At 68.6% G+C, this 20852-nt stretch carries 21 protein-coding genes; 14 read left to right on the top strand and 7 right to left on the bottom strand.

What is annotated here, in order from left to right; all coding sequences use genetic code 11:
- Positions 1 to 63 precede the first annotated feature (63 nt).
- The 6 genes from OZ671_RS11740 to OZ671_RS11715 all read left to right on the top strand — a co-directional run bounded on the left by OZ671_RS11740 (position 64) and on the right by OZ671_RS11715 (position 5754).
- Complete coding sequence (locus OZ671_RS11740; protein ID WP_268860918.1) at positions 64 to 477, top strand: c-type cytochrome; 414 nt, start codon at positions 64 to 66, stop codon at positions 475 to 477.
- Positions 478 to 682: 205 nt separating this feature from the next.
- Positions 683 to 1960, top strand: coding sequence for a cytochrome P450 (locus OZ671_RS11735; RefSeq protein WP_268860977.1), 1278 nt, complete (start codon positions 683 to 685; stop codon positions 1958 to 1960).
- A gap of 71 nt (positions 1961 to 2031) precedes the next feature.
- Positions 2032 to 2292, top strand: a complete 261-nt coding sequence (locus OZ671_RS11730; protein WP_268860917.1) for a hypothetical protein — start codon at positions 2032 to 2034, stop codon at positions 2290 to 2292.
- Complete coding sequence (locus tag OZ671_RS11725; RefSeq protein WP_268860916.1) at positions 2273 to 2899, top strand: DUF2585 domain-containing protein; 627 nt, start codon at positions 2273 to 2275, stop codon at positions 2897 to 2899. Before OZ671_RS11730 ends, OZ671_RS11725 begins: the two co-directional genes overlap by 20 nt.
- A 120-nt stretch (positions 2900 to 3019) precedes the next feature.
- Entirely contained in the window at positions 3020 to 4279 is a 1260-nt protein-coding gene (locus OZ671_RS11720; RefSeq protein WP_268860915.1) for a hypothetical protein, read from the top strand.
- A 239-nt stretch (positions 4280 to 4518) separates the two neighbouring features.
- Positions 4519 to 5754, top strand: a complete 1236-nt coding sequence (locus tag OZ671_RS11715) for a hypothetical protein (protein ID WP_268860914.1) — start codon at positions 4519 to 4521, stop codon at positions 5752 to 5754.
- A gap of 22 nt (positions 5755 to 5776) precedes the next feature.
- Here OZ671_RS11715 and OZ671_RS11710 read toward each other — a convergent pair whose 3' ends face one another.
- Positions 5777 to 6427 carry a TetR/AcrR family transcriptional regulator gene (locus OZ671_RS11710; protein WP_268860913.1) on the bottom strand — a complete coding sequence of 217 codons (651 nt, stop codon included), beginning with the start codon at positions 6425 to 6427 and terminating at the stop codon, positions 5777 to 5779.
- Positions 6428 to 6552: 125 nt separating this feature from the next.
- Here OZ671_RS11710 and OZ671_RS11705 point away from each other — a divergent pair, with 125 nt between their 5' ends.
- Together OZ671_RS11705 and OZ671_RS11700 are read left to right on the top strand one after the other, a co-directional pair.
- On the top strand, positions 6553 to 7809 hold the full coding sequence (locus OZ671_RS11705) for an HlyD family secretion protein (RefSeq protein ID WP_268860912.1): 1257 nt from the start codon (positions 6553 to 6555) through the stop codon (positions 7807 to 7809).
- The gene (locus OZ671_RS11700) at positions 7806 to 9410 is read left to right on the top strand and encodes a DHA2 family efflux MFS transporter permease subunit (RefSeq protein WP_442957073.1); all 1605 of its coding nucleotides are present in this window, start codon (positions 7806 to 7808) and stop codon (positions 9408 to 9410) included. The genes OZ671_RS11705 and OZ671_RS11700 overlap by 4 nt, the downstream gene beginning before the upstream one ends.
- A 70-nt stretch (positions 9411 to 9480) precedes the next feature.
- Here the strand turns inward: OZ671_RS11700 and OZ671_RS11695 are convergent, their stop codons facing one another.
- Positions 9481 to 10515, bottom strand: a complete 1035-nt coding sequence (locus tag OZ671_RS11695; protein ID WP_268860911.1) for an Ldh family oxidoreductase — start codon at positions 10513 to 10515, stop codon at positions 9481 to 9483.
- Between the two features lie 162 nt (positions 10516 to 10677).
- Here OZ671_RS11695 and OZ671_RS11690 point away from each other — a divergent pair, with 162 nt between their 5' ends.
- The 5 genes from OZ671_RS11690 (at position 10678) to OZ671_RS11670 (ending at position 15264) form a co-directional block, all read left to right on the top strand.
- A complete protein-coding gene (locus tag OZ671_RS11690; protein ID WP_268860910.1) occupies positions 10678 to 11547 on the top strand; it encodes a fumarate hydratase in 870 nt (289 codons plus the stop codon).
- Complete coding sequence (locus tag OZ671_RS11685) at positions 11544 to 12164, top strand: fumarate hydratase C-terminal domain-containing protein (protein ID WP_268860909.1); 621 nt, start codon at positions 11544 to 11546, stop codon at positions 12162 to 12164. The genes OZ671_RS11690 and OZ671_RS11685 overlap by 4 nt, the downstream gene beginning before the upstream one ends.
- 22 nt (positions 12165 to 12186) lie before the next feature.
- Entirely contained in the window at positions 12187 to 13170 is a 984-nt protein-coding gene (locus OZ671_RS11680; RefSeq protein WP_268860908.1) for an NAD(P)H-quinone oxidoreductase, read from the top strand.
- 105 nt (positions 13171 to 13275) lie between these two features.
- Positions 13276 to 14067, top strand: a complete 792-nt coding sequence (locus OZ671_RS11675) for a DNA-binding transcriptional regulator (protein WP_268860907.1) — start codon at positions 13276 to 13278, stop codon at positions 14065 to 14067.
- Positions 14068 to 14277: 210 nt separating this feature from the next.
- Complete coding sequence (locus OZ671_RS11670; RefSeq protein WP_268860906.1) at positions 14278 to 15264, top strand: Bug family tripartite tricarboxylate transporter substrate binding protein; 987 nt, start codon at positions 14278 to 14280, stop codon at positions 15262 to 15264.
- A gap of 177 nt (positions 15265 to 15441) precedes the next feature.
- On the opposite strand, the gene OZ671_RS11665 is transcribed toward OZ671_RS11670, so the two are convergent.
- From OZ671_RS11665 to OZ671_RS11655, 3 genes are read right to left on the bottom strand one after another with little or no spacing between them, the layout of a single operon-like run.
- The gene (locus OZ671_RS11665; protein WP_268860905.1) at positions 15442 to 16371 is read right to left on the bottom strand and encodes a DUF6282 family protein; all 930 of its coding nucleotides are present in this window, start codon (positions 16369 to 16371) and stop codon (positions 15442 to 15444) included.
- Between the two features lie 25 nt (positions 16372 to 16396).
- Positions 16397 to 17317 carry a hypothetical protein gene (locus OZ671_RS11660; protein WP_268860904.1) on the bottom strand — a complete coding sequence of 307 codons (921 nt, stop codon included), beginning with the start codon at positions 17315 to 17317 and terminating at the stop codon, positions 16397 to 16399.
- Positions 17318 to 17369: 52 nt separating this feature from the next.
- On the bottom strand, positions 17370 to 18152 hold the full coding sequence (locus tag OZ671_RS11655; RefSeq protein ID WP_268860903.1) for an HpcH/HpaI aldolase family protein: 783 nt from the start codon (positions 18150 to 18152) through the stop codon (positions 17370 to 17372).
- A gap of 196 nt (positions 18153 to 18348) precedes the next feature.
- Between OZ671_RS11655 and OZ671_RS11650 the strand changes: the two genes are divergently transcribed.
- A complete protein-coding gene (locus OZ671_RS11650; protein WP_268860902.1) occupies positions 18349 to 19338 on the top strand; it encodes a Bug family tripartite tricarboxylate transporter substrate binding protein in 990 nt (329 codons plus the stop codon).
- 6 nt (positions 19339 to 19344) lie between these two features.
- Here the strand turns inward: OZ671_RS11650 and OZ671_RS11645 are convergent, their stop codons facing one another.
- Together OZ671_RS11645 and OZ671_RS11640 are read right to left on the bottom strand one after the other, a co-directional pair.
- Positions 19345 to 19683: a carboxymuconolactone decarboxylase family protein gene (locus OZ671_RS11645; protein WP_038313783.1), complete on the bottom strand. Its 339-nt coding sequence runs from the start codon at positions 19681 to 19683 to the stop codon at positions 19345 to 19347.
- Between the two features lie 50 nt (positions 19684 to 19733).
- A complete protein-coding gene (locus tag OZ671_RS11640; RefSeq protein WP_268860901.1) occupies positions 19734 to 20852 on the bottom strand; it encodes an acetoin dehydrogenase dihydrolipoyllysine-residue acetyltransferase subunit in 1119 nt (372 codons plus the stop codon).

The following is a 20852-nucleotide window of genomic DNA, read 5'->3' as shown; positions in this document are numbered from 1 at the left end:
CGCCGACGGCCGGCGCTTCCCCGGCAGCCGGCGGTCCCATCCCCTCCTCATTCCGGACCCATCATGCGCAGCGCGTCGCCCTCCATGCTCCTTCTCTGCGCCGGTCTCCTATTGGCCGGCCCCTCCTCCACCGCCACCGCGCAGGATGCCGCGGCGGGCGAACGGGTCTTCGCGCAATGCCGCGCCTGCCACCAGGTCGGTGAAACCGCCCGCAACGGCGTCGGCCCCCAGCTGAACGGGCTGTTCGGACGGACCGCCGGCACTGCGCCGGGCTACGCCTATTCCGATGCATTCAAGCGCCCGGAGGTCGCGTCCAAGGTCTGGTCGGAGGACAATTTCACCACCTATATCCGCGATCCCCGACAGGTGACGCCGGGCACGCGCATGGTTTTCGCCGGCCTCAGGCAGGATGCGCAGATCACCAATCTCGTCGCCTATCTCAGACAGTTCGACGCCAGCGGCAAGCGCAGTCAGTAGCGTCTGCCGCCCGCGATCCAAGGCACCGGTCTTTCGTTCCGCCGCCGCGATCTGCTCTGCGCCCCCCGAACCGGCGGCTTGCCGGTTCGGTCATTGAAGCCGACAATCCCCGCGGTCCGCCATCGCGACGCGCACAGCTGTCATCACGGGTCGCCAGGAAAGGAGCGCGTGCCGGTGCCGGACAAGGACAGATCGGAGAATGGCGATGGACCTCGCGCAGGTGGATCTCGTGCCTTCGGCCGGCTCGGCGGCCACCCTTCAAGCGGCCCGCGACAAGGCTTATGCGACGCCGCTCGCCGATATCAATGTCGGTGATCCCGAGCTCTTCCGCACCAATACGCTCTGGCCCTATTTCGAGCGGCTGCGCCGCGAGGCGCCGGTTCACTATTGCCGCGACAGCCTCTATGGCCCGTTCTGGTCGGTGAGCCGCTACGACGACATCATGAAGGTGGAGACGAGCCACGCGGTGTTCTCGTCGGATGTCAGCCTCGGCGGCATCACCATCACCGATCCGCCGCCGCAGTTTCGCCGCCCTATGTTCATCGCGATGGATCCGCCTTTGCACGGCGCCCAGCGCAAGACCGTGGCGCCGATGTTTACGCCGACGCACATGGACGAGCTCGCCGCGTCCATCCGCCAGCGTACCGAAGAATGTCTCGACAGCCTGCCGCGCGACGAAACCTTCGACTGGGTCGACCGGGTCTCGATCGAGCTGACGACGCAGATGCTGGCGGTGCTGTTCGATTTTCCCTGGGAGGAACGGCGGAAGCTGACGCACTGGTCCGATGTCGCGACGATGTTCGTCGGCGACCGGGAAAGCGAAGAGCGCCGCCAGGCGGAGCTGGAGGAGTGCGGCGCCTATTTCGCGAGGCTCTGGAACGAACGGCTCGGCAATCCGCCCGGCAACGATCTGCTCTCGATGATGGCGCATTCGCAGGCCACCCGCGACATGGATCCGCGCACCCTGCTCGGCAACCTCATCCTCCTGATCGTCGGCGGCAACGACACCACGCGCAACACCATGACCGGCTCGGTGCTGGCTCTGCACGAAAACCCCGGCGAGGACCGAAAGCTGCGCGACAACCCCAGGCTGATCGACAGTTTCGTGCCCGAGGTGATCCGCTGGCAGACGCCACTCGCCCATATGCGCCGAACCGCGCTCGAGGATGTCGAATTCGGCGGCCAGCTCATCCGCAAGGGCGACAAGGTGGTGATGTGGTATGTCTCGGGCAATCGCGACGGCGACGTCATCGAAAACCCCGACAGTTTCATCGTCGATCGTGCCCGGCCGCGCCAGCACCTGTCCTTCGGCTTCGGCATTCACCGCTGCGTCGGCCTGAGGCTGGCGGAATTGCAGCTGAAGATCGTCTGGGAGGAGATCCTCAAGCGGTTCGACAGGATCGAAGTGGTCGGCGAGCCGCGCCGCGTCTATTCCTGCTTCATCAAGGGCTACGAGACGCTGCCGGTCCGGATTCCGTCCTGATCGGCCGGTCGCCGAGGCCGCGCAACCTTGCCGTGCTTTGCGGGATCGGCCCTTTCCCGTAGAAATGGGCCGTGACCTCGGGAATCAAACCTCGGGAACGGAAGAGCCGCGGCGGGCCACGCGCCGGCGCGACGCCGATCGGCTTGCGCTTTCCGGCCGATCTGCTCGCCGTGCTCGATGCCTACATCGCCCGCGAGCGGCCGGGAGCGAGCCGGCCGGAAGTCCTGAGGGCGATCTTCCGGGAATGGGCCGTCAGCCGCGATCTCATCCCGGCCGACAGCTCGCCCGCCGCGCTGGAGCTCGAAGACCTCAATGCAGAAAACGACGGCTGAGACCGTGCCGGCGGCAGCGCCGATCCTCATTCCGGACGCGCGCGCGGGCGTGAGCCGCACCTCTCTCCTGATCATTGTCGGCCTCGTCATCGGCCAGGTCGTGACGCTCTACCTGATGGGGCGCAATCCGATCTGCGCCTGCGGCACCGTCAAGCTCTGGCACGGCGTCGTGCAAAGCTCGGAGAACTCGCAGCATCTCACCGACTGGTACACGTTCAGCCACGTCCTGCACGGCTTCCTGTTCTACCTGCTGATCTGGCTCGTCTTTCCGCGCAGCTCGCTCGGCCAGCGCCTCGCGCTTGCGGTCGCCGTCGAGGCCGGCTGGGAAATCGTCGAGAACACCAACATGGTGATCGACCGCTATCGCGCGACGGCGGTTTCGCTCAACTACTATGGCGACAGCATCGTCAATTCCTTCGGCGACATGCTGGCCATGATCGTCGGTTTCATGCTCGCAAGGCGGCTGCCCGTCGCGCTGACCATCGTCATCGCCATCGTCTTCGAGGTCGGCCTTGCCTGGATGATCCGGGACAACCTGACGCTCAACATCGTCATGCTGATCCATCCGTTCGAGGCGATCTCGCGCTGGCAGGCCGGAATGCCGTAACGGCACAAGCCGCGCTGGTCCGGGCAGCGCAGGGCAACAAACTTTCGCGCATTGCGGCACGCAGCGGCAACCGCGGGCCCCAAGACTGGCGGCGTCGACATGTCAGGAGTGTCCGCCGCAGTGAATGCAGAGCCGCCGCATGAGACCGCCGCACATCCAGCCCCGCAAGACCCGCCGCCGGCCCGCGCCAGGCGTTGGCCCGCTCCGCCGCGCAAGCGCTGGCCCGATCTGAAGGACCCTGCGATCGCGCTCGTTCTGGGCATCGCGCCCTTCTGGCTGTTCCTCGGCTTCCACCACCAGGTGACCGCGAACGACCGGGTCGTCGAGGATTACAGTCTGAACATTCTCGGCCTGGTTCTCGCGATCGCCGGCATCGTCATGGTGTTCAGGATGCTGCGCCGCGACGGCTCCTATGGCCGCCCGCCGCGCTGGTGGCCGCGCACGGCCTTAAGCCTCCTCGCCGGCTGCGCCTGCCTGTTCCAGGTCGCGCAGTCGCTCGGCATCTATCGCGTGGATCCCGAGGACTACATGAGGGACCTGCGCGTCGTGCTGCTCGGCAGTCGCGAGCCGCATTCCGTGGCCTATGCCGGCCTCGATGCCGCGCGCCGGGACACTCTTGCCAGGCGGGCGCGCGAGGCGGACGAGGGCCGCCTTCGCGACGACGTGGTGACGACCGCCGCGCGGCTTGCCGCAGCCATCGTCCAATACGACCAGTATGCGATCCGCTGTGAGGACAGCTATCGGCGCTTCCGGCGGGTCGACCTGCCGTCCTTCCTGACGGCCGCGGATCGCGCCTATGTCGATCAGGCGGAAAACGCGACCCTGGAGCGCTGGCGGGCGGCGCCCTGCACGGCGCGTGAGCGACAGTTCATTCCCGGTCCGCTGGTCGATGCCGTTCACCGCGACCGCGATGTGCTGGCCTTGCAGGTGGCGTCCTATCAGGCACGTTTCGGCACGCGCCCGCCGGCTGCCGCAGAGCCGCCGCGCGCCGAGGAGGTGTCGACCGAGGGCCTGCCGGCCGCCCTCGGCGCGACGGTCGCCGAGGTCCAGGCGGCCTTCGCGACGTCGGCGGCGCCGGCGACCGACGCCGAATGGAGCGAGCCTGCCCTGGCCTTTCCGGATCGCGGCGTGCGCGTGATGTTCGGTCCGGACGGCAAGGCCAAGCGGATCGTGCTCGACGCGCCGTTCGCCGGCTCGGTCGCCAAGGTCTCGATCGGCGACAGCCTCCGGTCGCTCGACCGCCAGGTCGGCGACGCCGCGGCCGGACCGCGGGGCCTCGGCGAAGGGATCGGGCTGAATTCCTACGGCGACGGTCAGCTCGTGTTCCGCTCGTCGATCGACACGGATATGATCGACCGGATCATCCTGCAGGCACCGTGACGGCCCAGGCCTGCACCATTCTCCATCCGCACGGCAAGACGCCGCAACGTCCGGCGCCGAAGTCACCGATCGTCCGATTTCGATCGTCGGATCGGTGCGCCGTCCAATGCCGGCCTTGTAGCAACGAAGACCAATTGATCGCATGTGGCGTTTTCATTCTACACTCCCTTTCTGCGTTTGATGCCGGGCGGGGACGCGAATAGCCGCGTCGGCGCCGACGGGCGCGACATGACAGGAGCATGAGCATCGTGAGTGCAGAGCTGCCGCGCCAGACCGAACCGAGCCGGGCTCCAGCGATCCAATCTGCGCCGCCTTCCCGCTGGTCCCGCCTGAGCGCTCCGGCGATTGCTCTGCTCCTCGGCATTCTGCCATTCTGGCTGTTCTTCGGCTTCCATCAGAGGGCGACGGTCAACGGCCGGGTCGTTCAGGATTCCGGCCTCAACATTCTCGGCCTCGTATTCGCCGTCGCCGGCATCGTCATGGTGTTCAGGATGCTGCGCGACGACGGGTCCTACGGCCACCCGCCACGCTGGCTGCCGCGCACCGTTCTTGCCGTCCTTGCCGGCCTCGTCTGCCTGTTTCAGGCCGGCCAGTCTCTCGGTCTCTACCGGTTCGATCCGTCGGAGCATGCGAGAGACCTGCGCGTCCGCTTCCTCGGCCATCCCGAGCCCGCCGCGGTGGCCTATGCGGGCCTCGACGTCGCGCGGCGCGATGGCCTCGCCGGACGGGCCCGCGAAGCAGACGAAGGCCGGCTGCGCGACGACGTGGTGACGGTTGCCGCGCGGCTCGGTGCGGGAATCGTCCAGTACAATCTGTTTTCGACCGCCTGCGCGGACGGCTATCGCCGCTTCGGGGCCGCGGCGCTTCCGTCCTTCCTCACCGAGGACGACCGGCGCTACATCGTCCAGGCCGAGGAGAGCACGGCCCAGCGCTGGCGCAACATGCGATGCGACCCCCGCATCCGCGAGGCGATGAGCGGGCCGGTCATCGACAGCATCCACCGTGACCGGGCCATCCTGGCCCTGCAGGCGCGCGCCTATAGCGAGCGGTTCGGCGCGCAGCCGCCCACCACGGCGCCGATTGTCCGCGCCGAGGAGATCACGACGCAGGGACTGCCGGTCCGGATCGGCCAGACCGTCGCCGAGGCCCAGGCTGCGCTCGGCCTGTCGAACGCCCCGCAGGTGGATCCCGAATGGCGCGAACCCGCGCTGGCCGCGGCCGATCGCGGCATCACGGTGTTCTTCGGCCCCGACGGCAAGGTGATGCGGATCGTCCTCGACCCGCCATTCTCCGGCACGGTGGTCGACGTCGCACTCGGCGACAGCCTCAGGTCGATCAACCGCAAGGTCGGCGGCGCCACATCGGGCGATCGCGGCATCAACGAAACGTTCGTGCTGAATTCCTACGGCAGCGGCCGCCTGGTGTTCCGCTCGTCGTTCGAGACGGGCACCATCAACCGGATCGTCCTGCGCTAGCCGGGCCGCTTCCGCGGCCGCGTCAGCCGCGCAGCGGATAGGCCCTGAGGAACATGGCGGTCGCCGCCCGCACGGTGCGGCGCAGTTCATCCTGGCTCACCGGCTCCAGGCCGAACATGACCCGGCGGACCGGATCGCTCACCGTCAGGTCCAGGAACTGGCGGGCGGCCTGCATCGGATCGTCGAACCGGATCCGGCCGGCGGCGTCGAGGTCGGCGAAATAGGCGGCAAGCCTGATATTGCCGACCTTCGGGCCGGCCTCGTAGAGCGCCCGGCCCATCTCGGGCAGCCGCTGCGTCACGCCCACCACCATGCGCATGCGTGCGACCGATTCCGGCTGGGTGATCGCGGTCACCAGGCGCACGCCGAGCTCTTCGAGCTCCGCCGCGATCGAAGGCGCATTGCGGTCGAGGTCGAACATGCGTTCAGCCTGCTCGCGCTTCTCCTGGCCGATCAGGCATTCGAACAGCTCGTCCTTGCCCGAGAAATAGGCGTAGATCGTGCCCTTGGAAACGCCGGCCGCCCGCGTGATGTCGTTCATGCTGGCAGCCTCGAAACCCCGCTCGAGGAAAACCCGCCGCGCGCCCTCGAGGATCTGCCGGCGCTTGGCCGTGTCCAGGACGTCGGTTTCGCCGATGGCCTCGGCTGGCGGATCGGTCAGGGCGTCGTTCAAAATCTTTCTTCCTCAGATCGAACCGAACGGTTCAGTTTGATCTTGTAAAGCGCAAGCGCCGTGTGTATGTCAAGGCCGATCGAACCGAACGGTTCGGTCACGATGACGCATGGATGGAGATGGTCATGGCCGATGCGCGCGATGATATGGCCGCGGGCTCGCCGGTTCTGGATCGCAGGACCGATGCCCCGCGCGCCATGCCCGCTCCAGCGGCAGGTGCCGCCGCGCCCCCCTCGCCGCCTGCCGTGCCGCCGGCGAAGAGCGGGCGCAAGCGCATCGTCCTCGCGCTCGTCGCCGCGGCCGTCATCGGCGGCGGCGGCTGGTTCGGTTACGACTGGTACGTCAACGGCCGCTTCCAGGTGTCGACCGACGATGCCTATGTGAAGGCGGACACAACCATTCTCGCCGCCAAGATTTCCGGCTACGTCACGGAAGTGACGGCGCGCGACAATGCCGCGGTGCGTGCCGGCGACGTCCTGGCCCGGATCGACGACGGCGACTATCGCCTGGCCGTCGAGGCCGCCGCGGCGAAGGTCGCGACCCAGGATTCGACCATCCAGCGCATCGAGGCCCAGCGCACCGCCCAGGAGGCCGCGGTCGCCCAGGCCCGCGCGCAGCTCGCCGTGGCCGAGGCCGACACCCAGCGCACGGTTTCCGCCCTCACCCGCGCCCAGCGGCTGAACACCCAGGAATTTGCGAGCCAGGCCGCGCTCGATACCGCCCGCGCCGACCGCGACCGCAATGTCGCGCAGGTGGCGCAGGCGAAGGCATCGGTCGCCGGCGCCGAGGCGCAGCTCGCCGTGCTGACCGCCCAGCGCGCCGAAGCCGAACGGCAGAAGGCCGAACTGCAGAATGCGCTCGATCGGGCGCAGCGCGATCTCGAATTCACCGTGGTGCGCGCGCCGGTCGACGGCGTCGTCGGCAACCGCGTCGTGCAGATCGGCCAGTTCGTCCAGCCGGGCACCCGCATGCTGGCGCTGGTCGCGACCGCCTCCATCTATGTCGAGGCCAATCTGAAGGAAACCCAGCTCGCCCGCATCGCGCTCGGCGACGCCGTCAATGTCGCGGTCGACGCCTTTTCCGCCCGGCCGATTCACGGCCGGGTCGAAAGCATTTCGCCCGCCTCGGGCGCGATCTTCTCGCTGCTGCCGCCGGAAAACGCCACGGGCAACTTCACCAAGATCGTCCAGCGCATTCCCGTGCGCATCAAGCTCGATCCGCAGGCGGTCGCCAACGGGCAGCTCCGCCCGGGCATGTCGGTCGTCGCCACCATCCGGGTCGGCGCCGACGCCGAGCCGGCGCGTGTCGGCACGGTCCACCAGGGCGCACCGCTGCCGGCGCGCCTCAGCGCCAACGAACAGGCCGGGAGCGCCCGGCCATGAGCGGCGCCGCCGCCGCGACCGCCCTGCCCGGCCGGCCGGCGCCGACTGACGCTCCCGCCGGTGACAAGGTCAGTGCCGGCCGGCTGATCGCCTTCATGGCCATGGTGTTCGGCATGTTCATGGCGATCCTGGACATCCAGATCGTCTCGGCCTCGCTGCGCGACATCCAGGCCGGCCTGTCGGCGAGCGCCGACGAGATCCCCTGGGTCCAGACCTCCTATCTGATCGCCGAAGTGATCATGATCCCGCTGTCGGGGCTCCTGTCCCGGGCGCTGTCGACCCGCGTCATCTTCACGATCTCGGCCGCCGGCTTCACCGCGATGAGCGTGATGTGCGCCTTCTCGACCACGATCGGCGAGATGATCATCTGGCGCGCCCTGCAGGGTTTCATCGGCGGCGCGATGATCCCGACCGTTTTCGCCACCGCCTTCACCGTCTTTCCGCCGTCGAAGCGCGCCATGGTCTCGCCGCTCATCGGCATGGTGGCGACGCTTGCGCCCACCATCGGCCCGACGATCGGCGGCTATCTCACCGATCTCTTCTCCTGGCACTGGCTGTTCCTGGTCAACGTGCCGCCCGGCATCATCGTCACCGTCACGGTCTGGCGCCTCGTCGATTTCGACAAGCCGGACTTCTCGCTGCTGAAGCGTTTCGACTGGATCGGCTTCGCCGCCATGGCGGTGTTCCTCGGCGGCCTCGAATATGTGCTGGAGGAAGGCCCGACCAAGGACTGGTTCCAGGACCATCACGTCTTCATCGTCTTCCTGTTCATGTCGGCCGCCTGCATCCTGTTCTTCTGGCGCGCCTTCACCAATCCGGACCCGATCGTCGATCTCACCGCCTTCTCGAACCGCAACTTCTGGGCCGGCTGCCTGAATTCCTTCGTGCTCGGCATCGGCCTCTACGGCCTGACCTATCTCTACCCGGTCTATCTCGGCCAGGTGCGCGGCTTCTCGGCGCTGATGATCGGCGAGACCATGTTCGTCACCGGCATCGTCATGTTCGTCGCGGCGCCCATCGTCGGCCGCCTGTCGACCAAGGTCGACCTCCGCCTCATGCTGATCTGCGGCCTGCTGCTGTTCGCGCTCGGCACCTTCCAGGCCTCCTTCATCACCAAGGACTGGACCTTCTGGGAGTTGTTCGTGCCGCAGGTGCTGCGCGGCGCGGCGCTCATGATGTGCATGGTGCCGATCAACAACCTGTCGCTCGGCACCATGGCGCCGCAGCACATGAAGAACGCCTCGGGCCTCTACAACCTCACCCGCAATCTCGGCGGCGCCGTTGGGCTGGCGATGATCAACACCCTGCTCAACGACCGCACGGACCTGCATCTGCAGCGCCTGCGCGACCAGGTGGCCTGGGGCCGGTTCCGGGCCGAGGAAACGCTGACGCAGCTCGGCCAGGCCTTCCAGAGCCTCGGCTCGGATGCCGACCAGGCAGCCCTCAAGCAGCTTGCCGCCATGGTGCGGCGCGAGGCCTATGTGATGGCGCTCGGCGACGTGTTCTTCGTGCTTTCGGTTCTGTTCGTCGCAACCATCGTGCTGGTGCCGATCATGCGCAAGCCGCGGCCGCAGCCGGCCGGCGGCGGTGGCGCGCACTGACGGACGAGGCTCGGCATCGGGCCGGCCGGCCGGCCCGGAAGCGGGATCGCCTGTGCCGGTGGCGCGCGCTTCAGCCGCGCGCCGCGATCGCCGCGTGCACGGCGGCATCGATGTCGACCCAGTCCCGCTGGATCCGCCCTGCTTCGATCTTGCGCATGCCGGGTACCTGCGCCGGCCCCTGGCCGGCGGCGCGGCGTGAAAGGCGGATGCGCTCGCTCACCGCGTCGGCGCGGCCTGCCGCGGCCTCGGGCACGCGCAGGGCGAGGAACAGGAACGAGCAATCGTTGGGCTTGGCGATATCGCCATAGAGCGGCTGCACCTCGGCGCTCATCGCCCCGCCGGAAACGAGCCCGCAGATAAGGTCGATGGCGAGAGACAGGGCAAAGCCCTTGGGTCCGCCCGTCGGCAGCAGCATGCCCTTGATCGCGGCTTCCGGATCGGTGGTCGCCTCGCCCTCCGATGTCACCGCCCAGTTCGCGGGGATCGGCTTGCCCGCGCGTGCCGCCATCCGGATCTTGCCGAGCGCGCCTTCGCTGGTCGCCATGTCGACGACGATGGCGGGTGCGTCGGCCGTCGGCACGGCAATGCTCAAGGGATTGTTGCCGACCAGCGGCTCGGCGCCGCCGGGCGCCGGCATCATCGGCCGGGTGTTGGACATGGCCATGCCGATGCAGCCGCGTGCTGCCGCCTGCAGCGCGTAGCGGCCGGCGGCGCCGAAATGAAAGCCGCGGCGTACCGCCACCGCGCCAATGCCGAAGGCGACAGCCTTGTCGATCGCCAGCGCCATGGCCTGGTCGGCGGCGAGATGGCCGAACATGTGGCCGGCATCGAGCACGGCGAGCGCACCGAGATCGCTGACGAGGCTCGCCCGTTCAGCGGCCGTCACGGAGCCCGCCCGAAGCCGGTCGAGATAGAGCGGCAGATGCATGAGGCCGTGCGAGGCAAGCCCCTGCTGTTCGGCCTCGATCAGCGCGAGCGACATCGTCCTGCCGGCTACATCGCCGAGCCCTGCCGCCACGAACAGGCGCGTCACCTCGTCCACCAGCGTGGCCACCGCGACCCTGACCTTGCCGGCCGCCGGTTCCGGCCGTCGTGCTTCCGTCATCGTTCCAGTCCTCGCGCCCCCCGCGCGACCAGACTTAGAGGCCACGACGGCGGCCGGTACGGCGCCCGCCGGTTCGTTTCGCCTGTCGAAATGGATGGGCTTTCGGCCGGTGCCTTCGCGCCGCCCGGCTATCGTTCGCGCCATTGCCGAAGGAGGGCTGGCGTGGCGATCACCTATGATCTGGTCAGGCAAGTGACCGCCGACCTCTATGCCTGGTCGCTGAAGCGCATCCCCGACAATTCGAAGGCCGCGCTTCGGCGCGCCCAAGCGACCGAAACCGCGGCCCATGCGCGCAAGACGCTCGCCTTCATGCTCGACAGTGCCGAGGTCGCCGAAAAGACCGGGCGCTTCGTCTGTTCGGATGCCGGCGTGCCGACCTACACGATCAGGATCGGCACGGCGGCACGGCTCGAAGGCGATATCAAGCGCGCCATCGTCGACGGGTTCGATCACCTGGTGAAGACGATCGATCCGCCGATCCTCAAATTCGTCACCAATCCGCTGACCAATGCGCGCAGCTATCACGGCAAGGACATGCCGATCGTGTCCTACGACCTCATCGACGGCGCCGACTATCTCGACATCACCTGCTCGCCGAAGGCGCTCGGCTCCGGCCGCTGGGCCGCGCTCGAAGTGTTCAGCTATCCGACGCTCGAACAGATCGAAAACTACGTCATGGACTGCGTGCTGAAGGCCGGCGGGCAGCACTGCCCGCCCGTCGTGGTCGGGGTCGGCATCGGCGGCAGCTTCGATCACGCGGCGAAGCTCGCCAAGGATGCATCGCTCAGGCCCTTCGGCGAGCGCAATCCCGAGCCGGTCGTCGCGGCGATGGAGGAGCGGCTGCTGAAGGCGGTCAACGCCACCGGTTTCGGGCCGATGGGCGTCGGCGGCGCCACCACCGCCTTCGGCGTCCATATCGAATATGCCTCCGGCCACGGCTTCACGCCGGTCGCGGTGAGCTTCAACTGCTGGATCAACCGGCGCACGCGCGCGCTCGTCTACAATTCCGGCCGGGTGGAGCGGGTCGAATGACGCCGTCCGACGGACTGCCGCGCCTCAGCCTGCCGCTCGACCGGGCCCGCGCCCGCACACTCGTGCTTGGCGATCTCGTTCTGCTCGATGGCGAAATGGTCATCACCGCCGGCTTTCCGACGCACCAGCGGCTGGTCGCCGGCATCGGCCGCGCCGAGAAGCCGCCGCTCGATCTCGCCGGGGCGGCCTTCGTCCATATGGGCATCTGCTGCCGCGAGGATGGCGACCGGCTGGAGCCGCTCTACGTCAATCCGACCACCTCGACCCGGTTCAACGCGCTGATGCCCGACATCATCAGGCATTTCCGCCTCAGCGCCATCGGCGGCAAGGGCGGCCTGTCCGCGGCCTCGGTCGAGGCCATGTGCGAGGTCGGCTGCGTCTATTTTTCCATCGTCGGCGGTGCCTCGGCGCTGCTGTCCACGGCGGTCGAGACGATTGCCGAGACCGGCTGGGACGACCTCATCATGCAGTTCCGCCTGACCCGCATCCGGGTCAGCGGCTTCGGCCCGGTGACGGTGGCGATCGATGCCCATGGCAACAGCCTCTACGAGAGCCTGCAGGCCTCCGCGGAGGCGCGCATGCCGGCCATTCTCGACGCCGTGCGCCGACAGGACTGAAGCTCCAAGGAGAGATGTGGCGATGAGGGTGATCGAGATCACGCGTCCGGGCGGCCCGGAGGTCCTGGCGATCGCCGAGCGGCCGAAACCGCGGCCGGGGCCAGGCGAAGTGCTGGTGCGGGTCAAGGCTGCCGGCGTCAACCGCCCCGACATTCAGCAGCGGCGCGGCCTCTATCCGCCGCCGCCGGGCGCGACCGATCTCCCCGGCCTCGATATAGCGGGCATCGTCGAGGCGGCGGGCGAAGGCGTCGTCTGGCCGGCGGTGGGCGAACCGGTCTGCGCGCTTGCCAATGGCGGCGGCTATGCCGAATTCTGCGTCGTCCCGGCGCCGCAATGCCTGCCCTTGCCGAAGGGCTCGAGCTTCATCGAGGCGGCGGCCCTGCCGGAAGTCTATTTCACGGCCTGGAACAATGTCATCTGGCTCGGTCGGCTCGCGGCCGGCGAGACCCTGCTGGTCCAGGGCGGCACGAGCGGCGTCGGCATGGCGGCGATCCAGATCGCCAAGCTGCTGCGCGGCGCTCGTGTCATCGCGACCGCCGGCACCGAGGAAAAGCGCGCCGTCAGCCGGGAGATCGGCGCGGATTTCGCGATCGACTACCGTGGCGACTGGCCGGCGGCCGTGCGCGCCGCCGTCGGCGAGCGCGCCGTCGACGTCGTGCTCGACGCCCAGGCCGGCCCCTATACCGAAAAGCAGCTCGACCTGCTTGCCTCCGACGGCCGCGTCGTGCTGATCGCCAGCCATCTCGGCGAAATGGCGGAGGTCAATGTCCGCAACATCGTCCGCCGCCGGCTGACCCTGACCGGCTCGACGCTCCGCCCGCGCGATGCCACCTACAAGGGCCGGATCGCGCGCGAGCTTGCCGCCGAGGTCTGGCCGCTGATCGAGACCGGACGGATCCGCAACCATGTCTGCGCGGTCTTCGCCTTCGAGGACGTAGCAAAGGCGCACGCGCTGATGGATGCGGGCGAACAGGTCGGCAAGGTCGTGCTGTCGCTGGACGGCTGACCTCTCCCGGCATGAGGCCGCCCGACGCGAAGCGCTCTGGCCCCCCGCCCCGCCGCCGGCTAGTTTGCCGGCGTTCCGCGCAAGGCTCCCGGAGGCTCGAAGCGCTTGTCGTCATCGTTTCCGCCTGTCCAGTCCGTGGTGCGCGCGCTTGGCCTGCTCGTCGAGGTCAATCGCGCCGGGCTCACCACGGTCGGCGATCTGCATCGCCGCACCCGCCTGCCGAAACCGACGATCGTGCGTCTTCTGGAAACGCTGGTGGCGGCCGGCTACGTCTATCGAGACGAGCGCCTGCGCGGCTACCAGGTGACCTCGCAGGTCGCCGAGCTCAGCGCCGGCTTCCATGGCGCGCCCATGGTGATCGAGGCGGCCCGGCCCTTCGCGGCGGCGCTGACGCGGCGGATCAAATGGCCGACCGCCGTCTGCCTGCTCGACCATGACGCCGTCGTGGTGCGCTTCTCGACCATTCCCGACAGTCCGATCTCGCCCTTCCATGCGACGATCGGCTACCGCCTGAGCCTCGGCGGCCGGGCTCTCGGCCGCGCCTATCTCGCCTTCTGTCCGGAAGAGGAGCGGCGCATCCTCATCGAGTTCATGAAGGTCTCTGCCGATCCGGAAAACCGCCTCCTGTCCGAGGAGGAAATCGAGCGGCAGGTGGCGACCGCGCGACGCCGCGGCTTCGCCGAGCGCGACGATGCCGTCGAGCCGCGCAGCTCGGCCACGGTCGCCGTGCCGCTCATGCTCGGCGAGCGCGTGCTGGCGACCTTTGGCGTCACCTATTTCCGCTCGGCGGTGACGACGCCGGAAGCCCGGGCGAAGCTCGTCTATCCGCTGAAGGAGGCCGCGGCGGCGATCGAGGCGGAGCTGCGGGCGCGCCAGGCTGCCGGGCCGGCGCGCTGACAGATCGGGCCGGCGCGGCTCTCGCACAGGCCGAACGACGGCCGCGCCGTGCCGACGGATCCGCCGGTCATCCACGAAGCCACAGGCGGGCGCCGTTTCATCAGGAGAAACACGGAAGAAATTTCCCATGGGGCATCCGATGCGCTGGCAGGCTCCCGGGTCACGAAGATCGCAAGACCGATCCACCGGGACCCCAAGGAAACCTCAGCGATGCCGACCCCTTCGCGCCGCACCGTCTCCGCGACGCTCGCCGCCCTTCTCGCCGCGCCTGCTCTGGCAGGCCGGGCGCTCGCCCAAAGCTGGCCGAGCCGGCCGGTGACCATCATCGTGCCTTTTCCGGCCGGCGCCTCGACGGACGTGCTGGCCCGTCTCGTCGCGGAAAAGCTCAGGCAGGATCTCGGCCAGGGTTTCGTCGTCGAAAACAAGGTCGGCGCGGGCGGCAATATCGCCGCCGGCGGGGTGGTTCGCGCCGCGCCCGACGGTTATACGCTGTTCCTCTCCTCGTCGGGGCCGCTGTCGAGCAACAAGCTGCTCTACAAGACCCTGACCTATGACCCGCTCAGCGATTTCGAGCCGATCTCGCTCGTCGGCGACGTCCAGTGCGTGGTCGCCAGCCATCCCTCGGTGCCGGCCAGGACCTTTGCCGAGCTCGTCGCCTACGGCAAGGCCAATCCGGGCAAGCTGACCTTCGGCAGCCCCGGCTACGGCCTGATGGGCCATATCGTCGGCGAGCTCCTGCAGCGCACGGCCGGCTTCCAGATGACGCACGTGCCCTATCGCGGCTCGGCGCCGCTGGCCAACGACCTGCTCGCCGGCAATGTCAATGTCGCCGTCGACTTCCTGCCGCCCTATATTCCGCACATCCAGACGGGCTCGATCCGCGGCCTGGCGGTGTCGGCCGACAAGCGTGCGACGCAGGTGCCCGATGTGCCGACACTGGCCGAATCCGGCCTTGCCGGCATGAACGTCTCGGCCTGGTACGGCCTCGCCGGTCCAAAGGGCATGCCGCAGGACGTCGTGAAGCGCCTCTCCGATATTGTCGGTGCCTATGTGAAATCGGCCGAAGTCGCCGCAAAGCTCGACCAGATCGGCGTCCGGCCGATCGGCGGCACGCCCGACGACCTGCGCAAGGCCCAGGCCGGCGAGATCGTCCGGTGGGAGCCGATCATCCGCGGTGCCGGCATCACGCTGGAATAGGCCGGCGTCATCGCCGGCAGCGTTGCCATGCATGGAGGTCGGCTGCGGTGCGCGCGGCGGGCCTTGAACCACGGCAATGCTCGATGCGGGCGAAGCCCGCTCGCCGCCATGAAGGACGAGAAGAAGCCGGCCCGATCGCTCGCGCCGGCTTTTTCTCCATCGCGTCGATGGGGGCCGTCAGAGATTGAGCAGCGCCGCGCCGTGGCCGCCGATCATGGCGCGAATGTCGTCCTTCGCGATCTGCAGGTCGAGCAGCGTGCCCACCACCTCGCGATAGCCCTCGACCGGCCGCGGCGAGCCGACGAGGCCGAGATCGGAGCAGAGCACCGTGCGCTCGACGCCGGCGACCTCGATCAGCCGGGCAAGCTGCTCCGGGCTGAACTTCTTCGAGCGGCCTTCGACGAACATGCAGATGGAGTGCTCCATATAGGCGCCGAGCGCCACCAGCCCGCGGATGTCCTCCTCGGTGCAGCCGACGATATAGGTCGGGTGGTTGACCAGCATCTTCCTGACGCCGCGCGACCGGGCCTCCTCGAAGACCAGGAACAGTTCCTGGACCGAGAGATGCCCGCCGGCGAGGATCACGTCGGCCTCGGCGATGAGGTCGAGGATCTGCTTGACCGGATCGGCGACCCGGCCGTTGGCGTCGAGCGCGGTCAGCGGGATCGGGTCCAGCATCTTCTGCGCCGTCTTCGGGAAGGTCTTGGCCTGGCCGGAGGCCTGCACCGCGATGTGATTGGCGGCCGACAGGGTCGGCATCCAGATGATCTTCGCGCCGAGCTTCACCGCGTGGTCGACCGCATGCGGGTTGAAGCCGCCGGAGGCGTTGTTCAGGGCAAGGCCCGAGAACAGCCGCACGCCGGTATCCGGCACCAGCTTTTCCAGGATCACGGCATGGGCGGTGCCGAGATAGAAATGGTCCTTGTAGACCAGCGCGCGGAACTTCGCCGCGGCGCAGTCCATCAGCGCCTCGTGGTGGTCGAGAATGCGCGGCATGGCGGCGGGGCCGCTATGGCAATGCAGGTCGACCGCGCCGACCAGCAGTTCCTCGATCTCGGCAGCGCGCGGATGGGACGCCCGCGCGGGCTGAAGGGATGCATCCGACATGACTGTGTCCTTCCTGTCCGGAGCGTCAGGCGGTTTCGCCGGGCATCGGATAATCGTCCGCGTTCAACACCCAGCCCGGCTTCTGCGAGAAGTCGACGCGCGGCGGCGAGAAGATGTCGATCATCTGGTTGAAGCCCGGCAGGACCGAGCGGGAGGTGTGCACTGCCGGCGGCGGGATGACCGTCAGCGAGGGCGCCGCAAGCAACTCGTGCTCGTCCTCGCGCCAGATCGTCATGTCGGGCGTCCAGGGCCAGCGGATATCGTGCACGAAGGCGCCGTCGATGACGTAGGAGCCCTGCTCGAAATCGTCATGATGGTGTGGCGACAGCTTGGTGATGTCGCGCAGGCCGATGCGCGGGTCGAGGAAGTTCACCATCAGCGTGGTGCAGCGGAAGATCCGTCCGAAGCGGCCTTCGCTGCCCTTCACTTCGAGGCTGTAATGGCGCACCCGGAAGCCTCCGCGCGGCTCCGGCCAAGGCTGGAACGGCGGAATGTTCGGATGCGGTTCGGCATAGGAAGCGGCATTCACGGCCCGGGCGGCGAGATCCGCCGACCGGCTCGAGAACAGGCGGCAGAGGCGGCCGCCGGTGACGACGGTCACGGTCGAGTCGCCAGGCGGCACGAAGACGATGGAATAGCCGGGAATATCCACCGTTTCGGCCGGCGTCCTCACCTGGACCCTGGTCGCCGCGTCGGGAATGATCAGGCAGTATTCATCGATCTGGCCGCGCCGCTCCAGCACCGCGCCGGCATTGGTCTCGGAGTGGCCCAGGATGAAATTCTGCGCGCGGGCGTACCAGGTCTTGCCGAAATCGCCCTGCTCCTGCGGCGGGCCGGCATAGAAGCGTGCATATTCCGCACCGGCGAAGCTCACCGGGGTCTTGGCGGCGGGTTTGGCGCCGGCGGCGGTGCCAAGGCTCGCGCGCGGATCGGAAGCATGGAACATCTCGAAATCTCCGCTATGGAAATGCCGGGCGTGCGCCCGCGAATGGCCTGGATCAGCCTTTGAGAGCGGCGAAGTCGCCGAGCGTCTGGGCGGCGGCCTTTTTCAGGAAGCCCTGGTCGGACGAGACGATGAAGGCACTCGCGCCCTCGGCCACGAAGCCCGAAGCCTCGGCGATCCCGTCGACCATCATGCAGACCGGCTTGCCGGCCTTGCGTGCGGCGGCGATGATGCGCGCCACCGCGTCCTTCACCACCGGCGCGTCGCGTGTCGGCGCGCCGAGCGCGACCGTCAGGTCGCCGCGGCCGATGAACACGCCGTCGAGCCCCTCGACCGCGACGATCTCGTCGATGACGTCGAGCGCGGCCGGATCCTCGATCATGGCGATGACCGTCGTCGCGGCGTCGGCGCCGGCGACATGGTCCCACATCTTCACGGCGCCGTAGCCGCCGGCGCGGGGCGACGCCGAGAAGCCACGGGCACCGCCCTTGTAGCGGCTCGCGGCCACGATCTCGCGCGCCTTTTCCGGGCTTGCGACATGCGGCACGAGGATGCCGAGCGCGCCGCAGTCGAGCACCGAGAGGATCGCGGCGGGCGAGGCCGAGGGAACGCGGACGATGCCGGCCGTGCCGGCTGCGCGCGCCGCGAGCAGGCCGATATCGGTGGCGGCCCGGTCGAAAGGCGCGTGCTCCTCGTCGATCACGACGAAATCGAAGCCGAGACCGCCGAGGATCTCGATGCCGTGGCTCGTCGGCGTCTTGATGAAGCTGCCGACGAGGGTCTCGCCGCGCCGGAAGCGATCGCGGAAGGTGGCCGGGTCCGGGCGAGGCGCGCTCATGCCGAATTGATCTCTCTGCTGGGCTTCGACGGCGGCACCATGCCCCCGACCGGCCCTGCCGGTCAGGTTGACGCGCCGCCGTTTCGCGATGCGGAACGGCCTGAAGCGGCTGCCCACGGCGCGGGCGGCGCGGCTAAGACGGCGCCAATAGCAACGGGCGGAGGCTGTCCCCGCCGCTTTCGGGGAGCTGACGTCCATGCCCTTCCTCGCAACGCGCCTCATGCGCGCGCTCGCCGTCCTCGTCCTGCTTGCCATGGCCGCGCCGGCGACCGGCGTCGCCCAGGCGCAAAGCTGGCCGGCGAGGCCGATCACGCTGGTCGTGCCGTTCACGGCCGGCACCGCCTCAGACGTCCTCGCCCGTTCCTTCGCCGAATATCTGCAGAAGCGGCTCGGCCAGCCGGTCGTCATCGACAATCGCGGCGGCGCCGGCGGCAATATCGGCGGTGCTGCCGTCGCCAAGGCGGCGCCCGACGGCTACACGTTCCTGTTCGCGACCACCGGTCCGGCCGCCACCAACAAGCTGATGTACGCCGCCATGGCGTTCGATCCGGAGCGCGATTTCGCGCCGGTCGCGCTGGTCGCCAAGCTGCCCGTCATCATCGTCGCGCGCGCGGGCGCGCCGATCACCGATCTCGGCGCGCTCATTGCCTATGCCAAGGCCAACCCGGGCAGGCTGTCGATCGGCTTTCCGGGCAATGGCACGCTCGGCCACATTACCGGCCTGATGCTGGCGCGCTCCGGCGGCCTCGACTTCAACGCCGTGCAATATCGCGGCAGCTCGCAGATCATCGGCGACCTGCTCGGCGGCCATATCGATCTCGGCATGGATTCGATGGCGGCCTATGTGACCAATGTCCAGGGCGGCCAGCTCTCGGCGCTCGCCATCGCCTCGGCGCGGCGCTGGCCGGGCCTGCCCAACGTGCCGACCGTCTCGGAAGCCGGCCTGCCCGGCTTCGAGGCCTCCGTCTGGTATGCGCTGATGGCGCCGGCGGGCACGCCGGCCGACATCCTCGCCAGGCTCAATGCCGAGGCCAACGCCTATCTCGCCACCGACGAGGCCCGCGAGATGTTCGCAAAGCTCGGCGCCGAGCCGGCCGGCGGCTCTCCCGGCGATGCCGCGGCCTTCATCCGCGCCGAGATCGAGAAGTGGGCGCCCATCGTCCGCGACGCCAATATCCGGTTCTGAACCGGCCTATCCGGCGAGCTGATCATAGGCCTGGAGGGCCTTGGCGGCGTAGACGGCGCCCGGTCCTCCCGCCATTTCCACCGCGACGGCGAGCATTTCGGCGAAAGCCTCGCGGCCTGCGCCATGTTTCAGCGCGGCGGCGGTGTGGTAGACGATGCAGTCGTCGCAGCCCTTGGCGACGGCGATCGCCATGGCGGTCATTTCCTTGATCGCGGGATCGACGACGCCCCGGCGGATCGCGGCGTCCGTCAGCCCCTTGAAGGCGGTCATCGTCTGCCGCTCGGCCTTGAACAGGCCGGCGAGCCTGGCATTGATCTGATCGAGCGCGGCTTTGGCCTCGGCCATGGCGAACCCCATTGGTCTTCGACAGGATCGGGTGAAACGAGCGCGGCCGTTCAGGCCGCGCCCTGCGTCTGCATGCGGATCAGGTCGTTGACCCGCCCCGCCGCCTCCATCATCGCCATATGCCCGGCCGTCTCGACGATCTCGACCTTGGCATGGGGCAAAGCCTTGGCATGCGTCGCGGGAATGACCGCGTCGCGGGCGCCCCAGATCACCTGGATGGGGATGGAGAGCGCGGCCAGCCGGTCGGTCAGCACGGTCGTCTGGCGGCCGCCCGCGAACATTGCGGATGCCAGGCCTCTGAGCGCCGACGGCACGCCGTCGAGCCGCTTGTATTTCAGGAGGTCGTCGATCATCTGCCGGCTGACCAGGTTCTCGTCGGCGAACAGGTCCTTCAGCACCGGCTTGAGCTCGCGCCGGGACTCGGCCGCTACGAAGCCGTCGATATAGCCGGCATTGATCTCTGCGCCGAGGCCGGCCGGGCTGATCAGGGTCAGGGCCCGGACCAGGCCGTCGCCACGCAGCGCGACGAGAGATGCGACCGCCCCGCCCATGGAATGGCCGACGAGATGCGCGTCGCTGAGACCGGTCGCGTGCATGAAGGCGGCGACCGCCTCGGCGAGCGCGGCAAGGCCCGGCCGGGCGATCGCCTTGTCGGAGCCGCCGTGGCCCGGCAGGTCCAGCGCATAGGCCGGACCTGCCGCCGCAGCGGCATCGATGTTGAACAGCCAGTTGTCGAGGTCGCCGCCGAAACCGTGGACGAACACGGTCGGGGTGCCCTCCCCGGGGCGCATGGCATAGCGCAGGCGTCCCGAGGGCGTATGCACGAAATGATGGACCGGACCGTCGTCCTCATCTCCGCCGCCCGCCGTCGGCACGGCGAAATCCGAGACGAAGGCGTCGATCTCGGCATCGCTCGTCTCCGCCGGCGCCATGACGCCGAGCAGCGCCTTGACCGGATAGACCAGGCCGACCTCGCCGATGCGCCGGCGCAGCAGCCCGCCGTCGGGTGCTTCCACGGCATTGGCGATCTTGTCCGTTTCAACGTCCATGATCTCCTGGCCAGGGACGATCGTCTGCCCTTCCTCGACATGCCAGGCCGCAAGGGTGCCCTCCTTCATGGAGAGCCCCCATTTCGGCATGACGATGGGCGTGATGTTGGGATGGGTCAC

The organism is Phreatobacter sp. AB_2022a (assembly GCF_026847585.1).
Taxonomy (GTDB): Bacteria; Pseudomonadota; Alphaproteobacteria; order Rhizobiales; family Phreatobacteraceae; genus Phreatobacter.
Note: the sequence above shows the minus strand (reverse complement) of the source record. Positions and strands in the feature narration are given on the sequence as shown.

Excerpts from the sequence above, each read along its gene's own strand:
- OZ671_RS11740 (WP_268860918.1), top strand. The coding sequence starts at position 64 with ATGCGCAGCGCGTCGCCCTCCATGCTCCTTCTCTGCGCCGGTCTCCTA.
- OZ671_RS11735 (WP_268860977.1), top strand. The coding sequence starts at position 683 with ATGGACCTCGCGCAGGTGGATCTCGTGCCTTCGGCCGGCTCGGCGGCC.
- OZ671_RS11725 (WP_268860916.1), top strand. The coding sequence starts at position 2,273 with ATGCAGAAAACGACGGCTGAGACCGTGCCGGCGGCAGCGCCGATCCTC.
- OZ671_RS11715 (WP_268860914.1), top strand. The coding sequence starts at position 4,519 with ATGAGCATCGTGAGTGCAGAGCTGCCGCGCCAGACCGAACCGAGCCGG.
- OZ671_RS11705 (WP_268860912.1), top strand. The coding sequence starts at position 6,553 with ATGGCCGATGCGCGCGATGATATGGCCGCGGGCTCGCCGGTTCTGGAT.
- OZ671_RS11700 (WP_442957073.1), top strand. The coding sequence starts at position 7,806 with ATGAGCGGCGCCGCCGCCGCGACCGCCCTGCCCGGCCGGCCGGCGCCG.
- OZ671_RS11695 (WP_268860911.1), bottom strand. The coding sequence starts at position 10,515 with ATGACGGAAGCACGACGGCCGGAACCGGCGGCCGGCAAGGTCAGGGTC.
- OZ671_RS11685 (WP_268860909.1), top strand. The coding sequence starts at position 11,544 with ATGACGCCGTCCGACGGACTGCCGCGCCTCAGCCTGCCGCTCGACCGG.
- OZ671_RS11680 (WP_268860908.1), top strand. The coding sequence starts at position 12,187 with ATGAGGGTGATCGAGATCACGCGTCCGGGCGGCCCGGAGGTCCTGGCG.
- OZ671_RS11670 (WP_268860906.1), top strand. The coding sequence starts at position 14,278 with ATGCCGACCCCTTCGCGCCGCACCGTCTCCGCGACGCTCGCCGCCCTT.
- OZ671_RS11665 (WP_268860905.1), bottom strand. The coding sequence starts at position 16,371 with ATGTCGGATGCATCCCTTCAGCCCGCGCGGGCGTCCCATCCGCGCGCT.
- OZ671_RS11660 (WP_268860904.1), bottom strand. The coding sequence starts at position 17,317 with ATGTTCCATGCTTCCGATCCGCGCGCGAGCCTTGGCACCGCCGCCGGC.
- OZ671_RS11655 (WP_268860903.1), bottom strand. The coding sequence starts at position 18,152 with ATGAGCGCGCCTCGCCCGGACCCGGCCACCTTCCGCGATCGCTTCCGG.
- OZ671_RS11650 (WP_268860902.1), top strand. The coding sequence starts at position 18,349 with ATGCCCTTCCTCGCAACGCGCCTCATGCGCGCGCTCGCCGTCCTCGTC.
- OZ671_RS11645 (WP_038313783.1), bottom strand. The coding sequence starts at position 19,683 with ATGGCCGAGGCCAAAGCCGCGCTCGATCAGATCAATGCCAGGCTCGCC.